General features: G+C 69.7%; 14 protein-coding genes. 4 read left to right on the forward strand and 10 right to left on the reverse strand.

Annotated elements, in window-relative coordinates:
- The first annotated feature begins 95 nt into the window (after positions 1–95).
- Entirely contained in the window at positions 96–764 is a 669-nt protein-coding gene (locus ACAM57_RS03905; protein WP_126023649.1) for a sigma-70 family RNA polymerase sigma factor, read from the forward strand.
- Positions 761–2188 carry a hypothetical protein gene (locus tag ACAM57_RS03910; RefSeq protein ID WP_369660770.1) on the forward strand — a complete coding sequence of 476 codons (1428 nt, stop codon included), beginning with the start codon at positions 761–763 and terminating at the stop codon, positions 2186–2188. The genes ACAM57_RS03905 and ACAM57_RS03910 overlap by 4 nt, the downstream gene beginning before the upstream one ends.
- A gap of 16 nt (positions 2189–2204) precedes the next feature.
- On the opposite strand, the gene ACAM57_RS03915 is transcribed toward ACAM57_RS03910, so the two are convergent.
- Positions 2205–2984 (reverse strand): enoyl-CoA hydratase, encoded by a 780-nt coding sequence (locus ACAM57_RS03915; RefSeq protein ID WP_369660771.1) that lies wholly within the window; start codon positions 2982–2984, stop codon positions 2205–2207.
- A 135-nt stretch (positions 2985–3119) separates the two neighbouring features.
- Here ACAM57_RS03915 and ACAM57_RS03920 point away from each other — a divergent pair, with 135 nt between their 5' ends.
- Complete coding sequence (locus ACAM57_RS03920; RefSeq protein ID WP_369660772.1) at positions 3120–3710, forward strand: DUF2325 domain-containing protein; 591 nt, start codon at positions 3120–3122, stop codon at positions 3708–3710.
- Between the two features lie 263 nt (positions 3711–3973).
- On the opposite strand, the gene ACAM57_RS03925 is transcribed toward ACAM57_RS03920, so the two are convergent.
- The 3 genes from ACAM57_RS03925 to ACAM57_RS03935 are packed head-to-tail and all read right to left on the reverse strand — an operon-like array spanning position 3974 to position 7699.
- On the reverse strand, positions 3974–5803 hold the full coding sequence (locus tag ACAM57_RS03925; RefSeq protein WP_369660773.1) for a M61 family metallopeptidase: 1830 nt from the start codon (positions 5801–5803) through the stop codon (positions 3974–3976).
- Positions 5803–6525: a DsbC family protein gene (locus tag ACAM57_RS03930; RefSeq protein WP_369660774.1), complete on the reverse strand. Its 723-nt coding sequence runs from the start codon at positions 6523–6525 to the stop codon at positions 5803–5805. Before ACAM57_RS03930 ends, ACAM57_RS03925 begins: the two co-directional genes overlap by 1 nt.
- Before the next feature lie 46 nt (positions 6526–6571).
- Positions 6572–7699 (reverse strand): FAD-dependent monooxygenase, encoded by a 1128-nt coding sequence (locus ACAM57_RS03935; protein ID WP_369660775.1) that lies wholly within the window; start codon positions 7697–7699, stop codon positions 6572–6574.
- 118 nt (positions 7700–7817) lie between these two features.
- On the opposite strand from ACAM57_RS03935, the gene ACAM57_RS03940 reads away from it, so the two are divergent.
- Positions 7818–8705 (forward strand): MOSC domain-containing protein, encoded by an 888-nt coding sequence (locus tag ACAM57_RS03940; protein WP_369660776.1) that lies wholly within the window; start codon positions 7818–7820, stop codon positions 8703–8705.
- Between the two features lie 22 nt (positions 8706–8727).
- Here the strand turns inward: ACAM57_RS03940 and rbsD are convergent, their stop codons facing one another.
- From rbsD to ACAM57_RS03970, 6 genes are read right to left on the reverse strand one after another with little or no spacing between them, the layout of a single operon-like run.
- Entirely contained in the window at positions 8728–9120 is a 393-nt protein-coding gene (rbsD, locus tag ACAM57_RS03945; protein WP_369660777.1) for a D-ribose pyranase, read from the reverse strand.
- Positions 9117–10094: a ribokinase gene (gene rbsK / locus ACAM57_RS03950; protein WP_369660778.1), complete on the reverse strand. Its 978-nt coding sequence runs from the start codon at positions 10092–10094 to the stop codon at positions 9117–9119. The genes rbsD and rbsK overlap by 4 nt, the downstream gene beginning before the upstream one ends.
- The gene (locus ACAM57_RS03955) at positions 10091–11188 is read right to left on the reverse strand and encodes a LacI family DNA-binding transcriptional regulator (protein WP_126023639.1); all 1098 of its coding nucleotides are present in this window, start codon (positions 11186–11188) and stop codon (positions 10091–10093) included. The genes rbsK and ACAM57_RS03955 overlap by 4 nt, the downstream gene beginning before the upstream one ends.
- A 34-nt stretch (positions 11189–11222) precedes the next feature.
- The gene (locus ACAM57_RS03960) at positions 11223–12218 is read right to left on the reverse strand and encodes an ABC transporter permease (RefSeq protein WP_369660779.1); all 996 of its coding nucleotides are present in this window, start codon (positions 12216–12218) and stop codon (positions 11223–11225) included.
- Positions 12215–13816 (reverse strand): sugar ABC transporter ATP-binding protein, encoded by a 1602-nt coding sequence (locus tag ACAM57_RS03965; RefSeq protein WP_369660780.1) that lies wholly within the window; start codon positions 13814–13816, stop codon positions 12215–12217. Before ACAM57_RS03965 ends, ACAM57_RS03960 begins: the two co-directional genes overlap by 4 nt.
- 38 nt (positions 13817–13854) lie before the next feature.
- Positions 13855–14808 carry a sugar ABC transporter substrate-binding protein gene (locus ACAM57_RS03970; protein ID WP_184640824.1) on the reverse strand — a complete coding sequence of 318 codons (954 nt, stop codon included), beginning with the start codon at positions 14806–14808 and terminating at the stop codon, positions 13855–13857.
- Positions 14809–14962: the final 154 nt, after the last annotated feature.

The raw sequence follows: 14962 nt of genomic DNA on the forward strand, positions 1-14962 counted from the left end.
GCTTGCGCCGTCGGGGTTAGCCGGCCGCGAATTTTTTGCCGCCTCGAACCCCGGTGTGCCTCTTCGCCCGTACAAGCTCGGGTGAAAATCCTCCGATGTCCGCGCTTCCCCGCGCCCCTTCAGCCAAGAACGCCCCCGAGCGCCAGGCCATGCCCGACGATCAGTTGATGCTGGCCTACGCGCAGGGCGACGCTGCCGCGTTCGACGTGCTCTATGCGCGCCACGAGGGCGGGCTGTTCCGCTTCGTCAAGCGTCTGCTGGGTGCGCGGCTCGCGGCGCAGGCCGACGAAGTGTTCCAGGACACCTGGGTGCGGATCATCTCGGCGCGCGAGAGCTTCTCGCCGCAGGGCGCGACATGGCGCACCTGGGCCTTCACCATCGCGCACAACCTGGCCATGGACCGCCTGCGCGTGAGCGGGCGCGAAGTGACGCTCCAAGCGCATGCGGACGATGACGACAGCCCCGTGCCCACGCTCGAACACGGCGTGCGCGGCGCGGCGGCCGATGCGGCGTCGCATCCCTCGGCGGAGGAGCTCGCGTTCTGGCGCGCCGCGGGCCGCCGCCTGCTCGCCTGCCTGGACGAACTCCCGGCCGAGCAGCGCGCCGCGTTCCTGCTGCATCACGAAGATGGCCTGACCGTCGAGGCGCTGGCCGCGAGCCTGGAGATCGGCTTCGAGACCGTGCGCAGCAGGCTGCGCTACGGCCTGCAGAAACTGCGCGGCTGCATGGAGCGCTACCTGTCGGTGCTGGAGAAGCGGGCATGAGCGGCGGCAACAACGACAACTCCGGGTTCGACGACCTGCGCGACCCGGCGTTGCGCCGCGCGCTCGACCATGCGCCAGACAGCGAGGCCACGCCCCATCCGCGCACGCGCGAGGCGATCCTGAAGATGGCGCACAACCTCGCCGCCGCGCCTGCCAACGCAGGCCCCGCGGCCAACAACGCGAGCGCAGCGCCCTGGTGGCGCCGTCTCTTCGGTGGCGGCGGGTCGCATGCGCGCATGCCGTGGAATGCCGCCTTCGCCACCGTGCTGGTTGCCGCCTTCGTGACGGTGCTCTGGCACAAGGAGCCCGTGCCGGATGCGCGGCTCGATGGCGAGGCGCGGGTGGGCGAAGCGACTGCGCCGGCGCCGGCACAAGCACCTGCAGCGCTGCCTGCACCAGCACCAACCGCCCCGGCCGCGCCTGCCGCGCCTGCCGCACCGGCTGCACCGAAGCCAGCCGCGCCTCCAGCAGAGGCAGCCACTGCACAGGCGGAGACGCAGGCAGCGCCCGCAGCAGCGGCGCCTGCTCCCGCCAGAGCGCCCGCAGCACCTGCACCTGCACCTGAATCGGAACAGCGCGCCAGGATCGCGCGCGAGTCGGCAGACTCTTCAGCCAAACGGGCGCCCAAGGAGGCCGCCAACACGGCGAGCGCTGATGCCGCACGGAAAGCCGAGCCGGCGCCCCCGCTCCTGCAGGCGGCGCCTGCCGCACCTGTTGCTCCGGCTGCTCCAGCTGCTCCGGCTCCCGTCTCGCCGTCTGCATCGATCGCACCGGCTCCGCCGCCTCCGGTCGTCGCCGAGCAGGCTGCGCCGGCACCGCTTCCCGCTCCCGTCGCCCGCGATGAGCGTCGTGAAGCGCAAACGGAGGGGGAACAGCGGCGCCGTGCCTACGCGGCGGGTGCGCCTGCGGCGGCCGCACCTGCTGTGCCGCCGGCGGCCGCGGTTCCTGCGCCAGCACCTGGCGCCGCGCCGGCGTATCGCGAACCGCTTCAGGATTCCGCGCCCGTGCTCGCGCAGCAGGACAACGCCCGCGCGGGTGCCTCCGGAGAGGTGCGTCCATCCGCACCGGCTCCTTCGGCGGCCAAGGCCATCGCGCCGCGAAGCGCGGCGCCTTTCTCGGCGCTGGATCGTTGGACTTCCCTGGGCTTCACGCGCAACGGCGAGAGCGTGCGCCGCGAGCGCGGCGACATCGAAGGCTTGGCGGCGCTGGTGGGCACCGTGGCGCGATCGGCCACGGCGGCCGACGAGCCGCTGGCCGCGCCGGTGGAGGCGCGGCTCGAGCTCTATCGGGGCAAGTCGCTGGTCGCGGTGCTGGAGATCGCCGGCGACCAGGTGCGCTGGACGCCGCAGCCCGGCGGTGCGGCGCTGGTCGGCACGCCGCCGGCCCAGGCGCTCGACGCGCTGCGTTCGCTGCTGCAGCGCTGACTGAGCAATTCCGCCGTCAGGCGTTCTTGAAGTCGGGCTGGCGCTTGGTCAGGAAGGCGTCCATGCCTTCCTTCTGGTCCTGCGTGGCGAACAGCGCGTGGAACAGGCGGCGCTCGAACATCACGCCGTCGCTCAGGCCGCTCTCGAAGGCGCGGTTGACCGATTCCTTGGCCGCCATCACCGAGATCTGCGAGAAGCCGCAGATCACCAGCGCCGCGCCCAGCGCCTCGTCGGCGAGCTTCTCGTAAGGCACCACGCGGCTGACGAGGCCGGCGCGCTCGGCTTCGGCCGCGTCCATCATGCGGGCGGTGAGCACCATGTCCATGGCCTTGCTCTTGCCCACCGCGCGCGGCAGGCGCTGCGTGCCGCCGGCGCCGGGGATCACGCCGATCTTGATCTCGGGCTGGCCGAACCTGGCGTTGTCGGCCGCGATGATGAAGTCGCACATCATCGCCAACTCGCAGCCGCCGCCGAGCGCGAAGCCGGCCACCGCGCCGATCACCGGCTTGCGGATGGAGCGGATGGTTTCCCAGTTGCGGGTGATGTAGTCGCCCTTGTAGGTGTCGATGAAGCTGTACTTTGCCATCGCCGCGATGTCGGCGCCGGCGGCGAAGGCGCGCTCGCTGCCAGTGAGGATGATGCAGCCGATGGCGTCGTCGGCATCGAAGGCCTTCAGGGCCTGGCCCAGCTCGGTCATGAGCGCGTCGTTCAGCGCGTTCAGGGCCTTGGGGCGGTTGAGGGTGATGATGCCGACCTTGCCTGCTTCGGTCCGCACTTCGATGTTTTCGTAGCTCATGGTGTCTCCGGGGGGAACGGGAAAGGGGAAGAAAAACGCGCTTCACTATACCCAGCATGGCCGGCGGGGTGATCCGCTGCGGATTGCTTCAATTGAGAATTGCTCTCATCTAGAATGCCCGCCATGGAGTTCCCGATGCAAGAACATGCCGTGTTGCTGCGGGCCTATGCCCGCGTTCAGGAGCGCTGCTCGCGCCTGCTGGTCGAGCAGGCAGCCCTGGTCGAAAAGCTCGAAGCGCAGATCGTGCGGCTGCGCGGCGCGCTGGTGGCGCGGGATTCGGCCATCGCCATCGTGCGCGAGGAGCTCGCGGCGCGAGCCTCCGCGGGCGGCGCGCTGCCGAAGCGGCTGCATGCGCTGCTGATGCCGGGCAGCAAGCGCCACCTGAAGCCGTCGGAGGCGGCTGCGCCGGCCGATCTGCGCGAGAAGGCGGTGCTGTGCGTGGGGCAGGGCGACGAGGCGCCGACCTCGCTCGCGCGCCAGCTGGTGGAGATCGCCGGTGGCCGCTACCTGCATCACGACGGCGGCGACGATGCGGACGGCCCCGCGCTCGAAGCCAGCCTGCGCGCGGCCGATCTCGTGATCTGCCAGACCGGGTGCGTGAGCCACGGCGCCTACTGGCGCGTGCAGGACCACTGCCGGCGCACTGGCAAGCCCTGCGTGCTGGTGGGCGAACCCCAGCCGATGATGTTCGTGCGCCACCCCGTGGTGGCAGGAGAAAACGGTTAGGGCCTGTTCACACTATTTCCGGGGTCGCGAAGGGCAGACAGGGCGGGCCAATCAAGGCGCGCGACGACGCGTGTGCATGAGCACACGCTAGGAGTGCAACGCCGAGTGGCCCGCCCTGGCTGCCCTTCCCGCAGGGTTGGCGTTACAAGGGGCCGTCTGCGGCGTTGCCCGCGCTTGCGAGGCGAAAGCCTTGCTGCGCACGGGCGCCTTGCAGCCAGCCCCTTGGAGCGCCAACGCGACCCCGGAAATAGTGTGAACAGGCCCTATCCGCCCAGCCAGCCCGTCACTTTGCCGGCATCGTGCGAGAACAGCCGCCAGGTGGTCACCCCGGTCGGCAGCGCCAGCGGCAGCCTGATCAGCTTGCGGTCGCGCGCCACGATGGCGGTGCACTTCGTCGCATCGCCCAGGTAGAGCGCCAGGTCGTCGAGCTTGGCGATGCGCCAGGCCTGCGCCGGTCGCTGCTGGCTCTTCCTGCCGGATGCGGGCAGCTCGATGCCGATCCACTCGTCGTTGGCAGAGAAGCCGGCCTTCTCGGCGGCGCCGCCGCGCAGCACCACCTTCACCTGCACGCCGCCGTTGGCTTCGGCCACGCGCAGGCCCAGCGCCTGCGCCGGCTGAGACGGGTCTTCGAGCGTGGCCACGCCGTGCGAGCGCAGCAGCAGCGAGAGCGGGAGCTCTTCCGTCGAATGCACCCAGCGCGCCAGTTCCGGCCCGTACGAGCGGCCGCCCACCGCTTCGAGCGCGGCTGCGATGTCTTCCTCGCTGATCGGCCCGCCCTCGCTGTGCTTCCACAGATGGCGCATCACATCGTCGAGCGTGCCCTTGCCTTCGTGGCGCAGCGTGAGATCGAGGCACAACGCCACCAGCGCGCCCTTGGTGTAGTAGCTCACCGTGCTGTTGGGCGTCTGCTCGTCCTGGCGGTAGTACTTGACCCAGGCGTCGAAGCTCGCGTCGGCCACCGGCTGCACCAGCCGGCCCGGCGTCTGCATGACCTGGTTGATGGTCTTGTTGAGCAGGCGCAGGTACCCCGCGTCGTCGATGCGGCCGGCGCGCCGCAGCAGCAGGTCGTCGTAGTAGCTGGTGAAGCCCTCGAAGAACCACAGCAGCTGCGTGTAGTTCTCCTGGCCGTAGTCGTAGCGCGCGAACTCAGCCGGCCGCATGCGCTTGACGTTCCAGGTGTGGAAGTACTCGTGGCTGATGAGCCCCAGCAGCGTGGTGTAGCCATCGGGCTGCTTCTTCTTCTCGCCCAGTTGCGGCAGGTCGCGCCGGTTGCAGATCAGCGCGGTGGAATGGCGATGCTCGAGCCCGCCATAGCCGTCGTCGACCACGTTGAGCATGAACACGTAGCGGTCGATCGGCGGCTTCGCACCGCCGCGCTTGCCGACCTTGTCGCCGTGCCAGAAGCGCATCTCGGCCTCGCAGATGGCCTTGGTGTCGGCGATGAGCCTGTCGCCGTCGAACGAGGCGGCCGCGCCGGCCACCACGAAGCGGTGCGGCACGCCGCAGGCTTCGAAGTCGGCGCTCCAGAAGGCGCCCATTTCCACCGGGCTGTCGGCCAGCTCGTCGTAGCCCGACGCGATGTAGCTGCCGAAGCCGTGCCTGTCGGCCTTCAGCGGCACGAGCGCGGTGGCGCACGACCAGCGCGGGCTGTCGCCATCGACATGCGCGGGCGCGACGATCTCCATCGCGTGCGGCGATTCGGTCTGTCCCTCGACGCGCAGGCACACGCTGGTGCCGTTGAAGAAGCCGCGCTCGGCGTCGAGCGAGGCGGTGCGCACCGAGTTGTCGTACGCGCAGACCTGGTAGTTCAGCACCAGCGGCTGCCCGGGTGTGCATTCGACCAGCCAGCTGCATTTGTCGAGCTGCGTCAGCACCGGCTTGCGGCGGCCCTGCGTGGCGCGCAGGCCCTGCAGGTTCTTCGCGAATTCGCGCACCAGGTAGCTGCCAGGAATCCATACCGGCAGCGACACGCGCTGCTGCGCGGCGGGCGCGTCGATGGTGAGGGTGACGCCGAACAGATGCGCGTGCGGGTCGGCGCATTCGACGCGGTAGTGCACGCCTGCCGCGTGCCGCGCTGGGGCCTTCGTCGCCATCAGCTGGACGACGCGGCGAGTTGCTTCTCGACCTGCTCCGCGGGAATGGCACCCGGCGTGCGCGTGCCGTCGCTGAAGATCAGCGTGGGCGTGCCGGTGATGTTGTACTTGCGGCCGAAGTCGACGTTGCGCTGCAGCGCGGTCACGTCGCAGCTCGAGGGCGCGGTGGCCGGGCGGGTGCTCGATTCCATCCAGTCGCTCCAGGCCTTGCCCTTGTCCTTGCTGCACCAGATGTCGCGCGACTTGACGTTCGAATCGGGGCCGAGCACCGGGTACAGGAACAGGTACACGGTGACGTTGTCGACCGTCTTCATGTCCTTCTCGAAGCGCTTGCAGTAACCGCAGTTCGGGTCTTCAAACACGGCCAGCTTGCGCTTGCCGTTGCCGCGCACGATCTTGATCGAGTCCTTCAGCGGCAACTGGTCGAAGGCGACGGCGCTGAGCTTCTCGACGCGCTCCTCGGTGAGGTTCTTGCGTGCCTTCACGTCGATCAGGTTGCCCTGGAAGAGGTAGTTGCCCTGCTCGTCGGTGTAGAAGATATGCGAGCCGTTCACGCGCACTTCGTACACGCCCGGGACCGGCGACTTCGACACCTCGTCGATGGCCGGGAACTGCGGAATGCGCGAGGGCAGGTTCTTGCGGATCTCGGCTTCGCCCGCGGTGGCGGCCACGACCGCGCCGAGCGTGCAGGCGGCGAGAAGAAGGTTGCGTACGAGTGTCATCGGAAGTCCGTTTGTTCGGTCGGGATTCAGTCGAAGGTGTAGGGCCTCAGGCCTTCAGGCCCATGGCCTGCGCGGTGATCCAGTGCTTGACGAGGCGCGTGCGGTCGAAACCGCGCATGCCCCAGTTGCGCAAGGCCTGCAGCGGGCCCAGGTCGTGCGCGAAGAGCTGCTGCAGCCCGTCGGTCGCGAGGCTCATCTGCAGCACGTCGGTGCGGCGGGCGCGCTCGTAGCGGCGCAGCAGCCGAGCATCGCCCACGCTGCGCCAGTAGTCGCGGTTCTTGATCACGCAGGCCAGCTCGGCGGCGTCGGCCAGTCCCAGGTTCAGGCCTTGGCCGGCGAGCGGGTGCACCGTGTGCGCGGCGTCGCCCGCCAGCGCCCACGAGCGGTTCGGCTGGCCGGGCATGGCACCGGTCCAGCGGTCGGCGATGGCGCGGGCCAGCGGCCAGGCGGAGCGCTCGCTGGTGAGCCGGAGCGCGCCCAGCGCGTTGTGGCTGGCCTCGGTGACCGCGGCGGCGAACTCTTCGTCGCCCTGCGCGAGCAGGCCCGGCGCGCGCAGCTGGTCGGCCGACCACACCAGCGCGACCGTCCTGCCGTGCGTGCCGTCCAGCGGCAGCAGCGCGAGCACCTCGCCCTTGTCGTTGAACCACTGGCGAGCGATGCCGTCGTGCGACTGCGCTGCTTCCAGCCGGGCCGCGATGGCGTGCTGCGGATAGCGAGTGACCTCGTAGCTCACGCCGAGGGCCTCCCGCGTGGTGCTGGCCTTGCCCTCGCACACCACGGTCAGCGGCGTGGCCACGGGCTCGGCCACGACTTCGATCTGGGGCTGGAAGCGCACAGCGTCGGCCAGCTGCTTTTCGAGCGCGGGCACGTCGACGATCCAGGCCAGTGCATCGACCTTCTGGCGCGCGGCGCTGAACTGCACCCGGCCGCCTTCGTCGCCATGCACCAGCATTTCGCGCACGGCCGTAGCGTGGGCCGCGTCGGGCCAGGCGCGCAGCGATTCGAGCAGCGCGCGGGAGGCGGTATTGAGCGCGTAGGCGCGGATGTCTTCCTTGCCCTGCGCGGCCGGAGGCACCACCAGCGCGACGCGCACGCGCTCGCGTGCGAGCAGCAGGGCCAGCGTACGGCCGACGATGCCGGCGCCGCGAATGCAAACTTCTGGAGGGAGGGCCATCGAAGGATTGTAGGAGTTGCCCGTCCGGCGCGGACCCGGGGTCTTTTCCCGGTGGCCCAAGGTCTTGCCGCCGCTGCGATACGGGACAATCGCGGCCGAATTCCAAGGAAACACCACAGTGTCCGCTTCCAAGCCCGCCTTCGATCTCCAGGCCACCATCTCGCGCCTGTTCGTCTACCCAGTGAAATCCTGCGCCGGCGTCGAGCTTCCCGAAATGCTGCTGACCGAGACGGGGCTGGAGTTCGACCGCGCCTGGATGGTGGTCGACGCCGAGGGCGAGTTCGTCACCCAGCGGCAGCTGCCGCGCATGGCGCTGATCAAGCCGCAGATGAAGCACACCGAAGTGGTGCTGCGCGCGCCCGGCATGCTGGCGCTGCACCTGGCCTTCGACCGGGTCGAGAAGCCGGTGCGGGTTCGCGTGTGGAAGGACGAAGTCGCCGCCTACGACATGGGCGACATCGCCGCGCAATGGTTCAGCGACTTCCTCTCGGAGCCCGGCAAGCCGCAGACCTTGCGCTTGGTGCGCTTCGACCCCGAGCACAGGCGCCTGTCGAGCATGAAGTGGACCGACGGCGTGGAGGCGCAGACGCAGTTCGCCGACGGCTACGCGCTGCTGGTGGCGAGCGAAGGCTCGCTCGCGGAGCTCAACGACCGTCTCGCGGCGCAGGGCCATGGCGCCGTGGGCATCGAGCGCTTCCGCCCCAACATCGTGCTCGCCGGCATCGAGTCGCACGACGAGGACCGCGTCGACGCGCTGCACATCACGACCGGCGAGGGCGAGGCCGAGCTGCGCCCCGTCAAGCCCTGCACGCGCTGCCCGATTCCCGACATCGACCCGGCGACCGCGCTGAGCAGCCCGGAAGTCGGCAACACGCTGCGCACCTACCGCGCCGACGCGCGCGTGGACGGCGGCATCACCTTCGGCATGAACTGCATCGTGATCCAGGGCGTGGAGCACACGCTCAAGGTCGGGCAGCCAGTGGGCGCGAACTACAAGTTCGAATGAAAGTCGGCGCCCGGTTGGCGCCTCAGAACTTCACCCCTGCGATCAGGATGATGTTGGCGTAGGGCGTGCATTCGCCCGTGCGCACCATGGCGCGGGCCTTCGCAGTGCGGCGCTTGAATTCCTCGTGCGACACCGTCTGGGGCTCGATGCCCAGCGATCGCGGATACCAGCCGGGCAGCTTCTTCGCATCGCCGAGAGCTTCGTCGGCAATCACGATGGCTTCCACTTGCATCTCCGACAGCACCGCCTGCAGCACCTCGTCGAGCGTCGGCACGCCGCGCGCCACCGCAAGGTCGATGCGGCGCGGGCCGTCGGGAATGGGCAGGCCGGCATCGCCGAGCACGAGCATGTCGCCATGGCCCAGCGAGGCGATCACGTGGGAGAGTTCGGCGTGCAGCAGGGTGGTGCGTTTCAAAGCTTGATCCAGTCGGGGGGCATGGGGCTGCGCAGCACGGCGTCGCGCTGCGGAATGGAAGGCTGGGCGCCCGGCTGCTGGATGCACAGCGCCGCTGCGCGGATTCCGAGGCGTACGGCCTCGTCGAAGCCTTGGCCTTCGCCCAGCGCGACGGCGAGCGCGCCCAGGAATGTGTCGCCGGCCGCCGTCGTGTCGACCGCCTGCACCTGCGGCGCGGGATGGTGGCGCGCGCCGTCGGCATCGACGGCCACCGCGCCGCGCGAGCCCAGCGTGACGACCACGCGCGCGATGCCCTTGGCACGCAGTGCCTGGCCCGCATGCGCGGCCTCCTCGGGGCTGTCGGCGGATTGGCCGCAAAGCGTCTGCGCCTCGATCTCGTTGACCACCAGCGTGTCGATCTTCGGCCACAGAGGCTCGGCGATGGCCTGCATGGGCGAGGGGTTCAGCAGTACCTTGCAGCCCGCCTCGTACGCCACCGCGATGGCGCGCGCGACCTGATCGAGCGGCGTCTCGAATTGCGCCACCAGGAAGGCGGCGCCCTGCACCTGCTGCTTCAGCGCGGCCTCGTCGGCCTCCAGCCGGGCGTTGGCGCCGGGGATCATCACGATGCGGTTCTGCCCGCTGTCTTCCACCAGGATCAGCGCGGTGCCGGTGGGCTCGCCCGCAACGGTGCGCAGGGAAGCGGTGTCGATGCCGTCGCGTTCCAGCGAATCGCGCAGCGCCTTGCCGTGCGCGTCGTCGCCGACGCAGCCGATCATGCGCACGCTGCCGCCCTGGCGCGCGCAGCTCACAGCCTGATTGGCGCCCTTGCCGCCGGGAATGTCGGCGATCGAATGGCCCAGCAGGGTCTCGCCCGCGGCCGGCGCGTGCGGTACGCGCACGACCAGGTCCATGTTGAGGCTGCCGAACACCACGATGCGCGGTGCCGCGGCACGGCCATCGGTGCTGCTGCTGGAAGAAGGCTTCAGGCTCACGAGGTGCGGGACTTTCGGGGTTGCTGGGAGGGCGTTTCGGCGGCAGCCGGCGCGGGAGCGGGGGCTTCGCGGAAGCTCGCGTGGCGCGCAGTGGAGGCGCGCACGCACAGCTCGGGCTGCAGCACCACCTTGCGCGCGTCGCGGCGCTTGCCGCCCACGCGCTCCAGCAGCATGTCGACCGCCAGCGCGCCGATGCGCTCCTTGGGCTGAGCCACGGTGGTGAGCGCGGGGCTGGTGTAGGCCGAGAGTTCGATGTCGTCGAAGCCGACGATCGAGAGCTCGTCGGGCACGCGCACGCCGCTCTCGTGCGCCGCGCGCAATGCGCCGATGGCCATCAGGTCGTTGCAGACGAACACGGCCGAGGGCTTCTGCTCGGTGCGCAGGATGGCGTGCATCGCCTCGTAGCCGCCCTGGCTGGTGAAGCCGCCGCGCCACAGCAGCGAATCGGTGCTGGCGATGCCGGGCGCGGCGCCGGCTTCGGCCAGCGCCATGCGCCATCCCTCGATGCGCTGCTCGCTGGGCATCACGCCCACCGGCCCGCCGATGCAGGCGATGCGCTTGTGGCCCAGCGACAGCAGGTGCCGCACGGCGAGCAGGCCGCCCTGCATGTGGGCAGTCTCGACCAGGTCGCACACGGGGTTGGCGATCTCGCGGTCGACCAGCACGGTCGGCACGCGCAGGCCATTGAGTTGCTTCGCCAGGTCGTTGTCGCCGCTCTCGCCGGTCGACACCACGATCAGCCCGTCGATGCGGCGCTCGGCCAGCACCTGCAGGTAGACGCTCTGGCGGCGGGGCTCGTCGTCGGTGTTGCACAGCACCAGCGTGTAGCCGGCGCCGAAGCAGCGGTCTTCCACGATGCGCACGATCTCCGCGAAGTAGGGGTTGGAGCTGTTGGGAATCAGCATGCCCAGCGTCGAGGTGGTGTTGCTCTTGAGGCTGCGCGCCATCGCGTTGGGCACGTAGCCCAGCTCGCGGATGGCGAGCTCCACCCGCTCGCGCACCTTGGCGCTCACGTGGCGCGTGTCGTTGACCACATGCGAGACGGTGGTGACCGACACCTCCGCCTTCAGCGCGACGTCCTTGATGGTGGCCATGGTTCTATTCCTCTTGCTGGATGGACGGGGGCGATCAGGCCAGCCGGCGTTCCGCGCGGCGCTGGCGCAGCGTGTCAATGATCACCGCTACCACGATCACCGCGCCGGTGATGATCCGCTTGCTCGGCTCGCTGGCACCCACCTGCGCGAGGCCGGCTTCGAGCACCGCGATGATCAGCACGCCGAAGAAGGTGTTGACGACCGAGCCGCGCCCGCCCATCAGGCTGGTGCCGCCGATGACCACGGCCGCGATCACCTGCAGCTCGATGCCCACGCCCGCGTTCGGGTCGGCGGCTTCGAGGCGGGCCGACTGCATCAGGCCCGCGAGGCCGGCCAGCAGCCCGGTGACGGCGAACACGATGATGCGGATGGGCCGCGGATCGACGCCCGCCAGGCGCATCGCCTCTTCGTTGGTGCCGATGCCCACCACGTGGCGGCCGAAAACGGTGCGCGTGAGCACCAGCTGCCCGACGACCACCAGCACCACGGCCAGCACGAAGGCGGCTGAAATACCGCCGATCCACGGCGCGGCCAGGCCCGAGATGGCGTCGCCCACGTACTGGGTGCGCGAATCGGTCACGAGGTAGGCGCCGCCGCGCACCGCTTCGAGCATGCCCAGCGACACGATGAAGCTCGGCAGCCGCCAGGCCACCGACACCGCGCCGGTGACCGTGCCGCAGACCAGGCCCGTGGCCAGGCCGAGCGCGGCGGCCAGCGGCACCGAGAGCTTCCATTCGAGGATGGCGGCGGCGGTGACGGCGGCGCTGAGCGCCAGCACCGAGCCCACCGACAGGTCGATGCCCGCGATGATCAGCACGAAGGTCATGCCGACCGCCATCACGGCCAGCGCCGGGATCTCGTTGGCAATGGAGACGAAGGTCTCGCGCGTCAGGAAGTATTCGCTGAGCGAGCCGAAGAGGGCGATCATGCCCACGAGCACGACGGTCAGGCCCAGGTAGGTGCCGAGCTGGCCCTTGAGCGCGGAAGGCGCGGGCTTCGAAGTGGTGGTTGGGGAGGCGGCTGCGTTCATGGTGTGTCGGCGTTGACCGGGGACTGGGCGGGAACGGCGGAAATGGCGGATACCGTCGGCGGGTTGGCGGCGCGTCCTGTCGCGTCGCTGAATGCTGCGGCCAGCAGCGATTGTTCGGTCCACTCGCCGCGCTCGAACACGGCGACGAGTCGGCCGGCGCTCATCACGCCGATGCGGTCGCACATGGCCATGAGTTCGCGCAGGTCGCTCGAGACCATCAGCAGGGCCTTGCCTGCGTCGGTCATGCGGTCGAGCTCGGCGTAGAGGTCGGCGCGCGCGCCCACGTCCACGCCGCGCGTGGGTTCGTCCAGCAGCAGCACCTTGCATTCGCGGTGCAGCCAGCGCGCGAACACCACCTTCTGCTGGTTGCCGCCGCTGAGCGTGGCCACCGGCTGCTCGATGCTGCGCGAGCGGATGCGCAGCAGTTCCACCAGCTTGCGCGCGATGCCGCGCTCCCTGGCGCGCTGCAGCCAGCCGGCGTGCGAGATCGCACCCAGGTCGCTCAGCGTCGCGTTGACGCGGATCGACTGCGGCAGCAGCAGGCCCTGCGACTTGCGGTCTTCGGTGACCAGGCCGATGCCGGCGCGGATGGCCTGCATCGGCGAGCGCCAGCCCTTGCGCGCCTGCTGCACGGGCTGGTTGTTTTCGTAGAGGGTGATTTCGCCGCGGTCGGCGCGGTCTGCGCCGAACAGCAGGCGCACCAGTTCGGTCCGGCCGGAGCCGACGAGGCCCGCCAGGCCCATGACTTCGCCCGCGCGCAGGTCGATGTCCACGTCGCGAACGACCTGCGCGCGGCCGATGCCGCGTGCGCCCAGCAGCACGGGCCCTGCCACGCGGCGGTCGCGGCCTTCGTGTTCGTGCACCGCGCGGCCCACCATGCGTTGCACCAGCTCGGATTCGCGCACGCCGGCCATGGCGCGCACGTCCACCAGCCGGCCGTCGCGCAGCACGGCGACGCGGTCGGCGATGCGCTGCAGTTCTTCCAGGCGGTGCGAGACGTAGACGATCGCCACGCCGCGCGCCTTCAGCAGGTCGATCTGCTCGAAGAGGTGCGAGGTCTCGCGCGGCGTGAGCATGGCGGTGGGCTCGTCGAGCACCAGCACGCGCGTGTCGTCCTGCAGGTTGCGCGCGATCTCCACCATCTGCTGCTGGCCGATGCCCAGCCGCGCCACGGGCGTGGCCGGGTCGATGTTCTGCATGCCGATCTTGGCGAGCTGGCGCGCGGCCAGCTCGTGCAGCCTGGCCTTGCGTATCCAGCCGGTCTTGTTGGGCAGGCGGTCGAGCAGCAGGTTCTCGGCCACCGACAGCGTGGTGACGAGGCCGAGCTCCTGCATGACCATGCGCACGCCCAGGCGCTCCGCGTCGCGGCGCGAGGTGGGCGCGAAGGGCTTGCCGTCGAGCAGCATCCGGCCGCGCGTGGGCTGCACCAGGCCGCAGACGATCTTCGACAGCGTGCTCTTGCCCGCGCCGTTCTCGCCCGTGAGGGCCAGCACTTCGCCGGGGTTGAGCACGAGCGAGACGTCGTCCAGCACCGGCGCCGCGTAGTCCTTGCCCATGGCGCTCAGGGAGAGCACGGGCAGGGCCGTTGTGAGATTCATGGCGGCGGATGCTGTCAACGTCTGCTCTTTCCGGTTTCTTACTTGGAGTCCTTGGTGACCAGCACCACGTCGGTCTTCACCTCGGCGGGCATTTCCGACTGCTTCTTGTTCTCTGCGAGGGCCTTCAGTGCGGTCTCGATGCCGAACACCGCCTGCTTGGCGGCGAACTGGTCGGCGGTGGCGAGCACGCGGCCGTCCTTCAGCATCGGCTTGATTGCGCCGATGTTGTCGTAGCCGACCACCAGCACCTTGCCGGTCTTGCCGGCGGCCTTGACGGCGGCCACGGCGCCCAGCGCCATGCTGTCGTTGCCCGCGAGCAGCGCCTTCAGGTCGGGGTGCTCGCGCATCATGCCGGCGGCCACGGTATTGCCCTTGTCGATTTCCCACTGGCCCGACTGCACGCCCACCACCGTCACGCCGGCGGCCTTCATCGCGTCCTGGTAGCCCAGCGTGCGCTGCTGCGCATTGAAGGTGGTCGACACGCCTTCGATGATGCCGACCTTGTCGCCCGCCTTCAGTTCTTTGGCGAGCGCGTCGCCCACCAGCTTGGCGCCGGCGCGGTTGTCGGGGCCGACGAAGGGCACCTGGATGCCCTTTTCCTTGAGCGCGGCGGCGTCGAACTGGTTGTCGATGTTGACCACCAGGATGCCCTTGTCGATGGCGGCCTTCACCGCGGGCACCAGCGCCTTCGAATCGGCCGGCGCGATGACCAGCGCGTTGATCTTCTGCGCCACCATCTGCTCGACCATCTTGATCTGCGCGGCGGTGTCGGTTTCGTCCTTGATGCCGTTGGCCACCAGCGTGTACTTCGAGGCGTTGGCCTTCTGGTGCGCCTTGGCGCCGTCTTCCATGGTGCGGAAGAACTCATTGGCGAGCGACTTCATGACCAGCGCGACCTTGGGCTTGTCCTGCGCGAAGGCGGGCGTTCCGGCCATGGCGCCCAGCAGCGTCAGTGCGGCAGCGCTTTGCAGGGTACGGCGGGTGAACTTCATGGTGGATGTCTCCTGGGATAGGTTGATCGGAACGGGTGCGCCGGTCTTTGCCGGGGCGCCGATGTTAACTGAGGGAAACGTTTGCGCAAACGTTTGCCGATTGGGTCTTACCCTGATGCATCCGTGGGCTCGAATGCTGTTCGAAGACCTGTCC

It is taken from the genome of Variovorax sp. V15, assembly GCF_041154425.1.
Classification (GTDB): Bacteria; Pseudomonadota; Gammaproteobacteria; order Burkholderiales; family Burkholderiaceae_C; genus Variovorax; species Variovorax guangxiensis.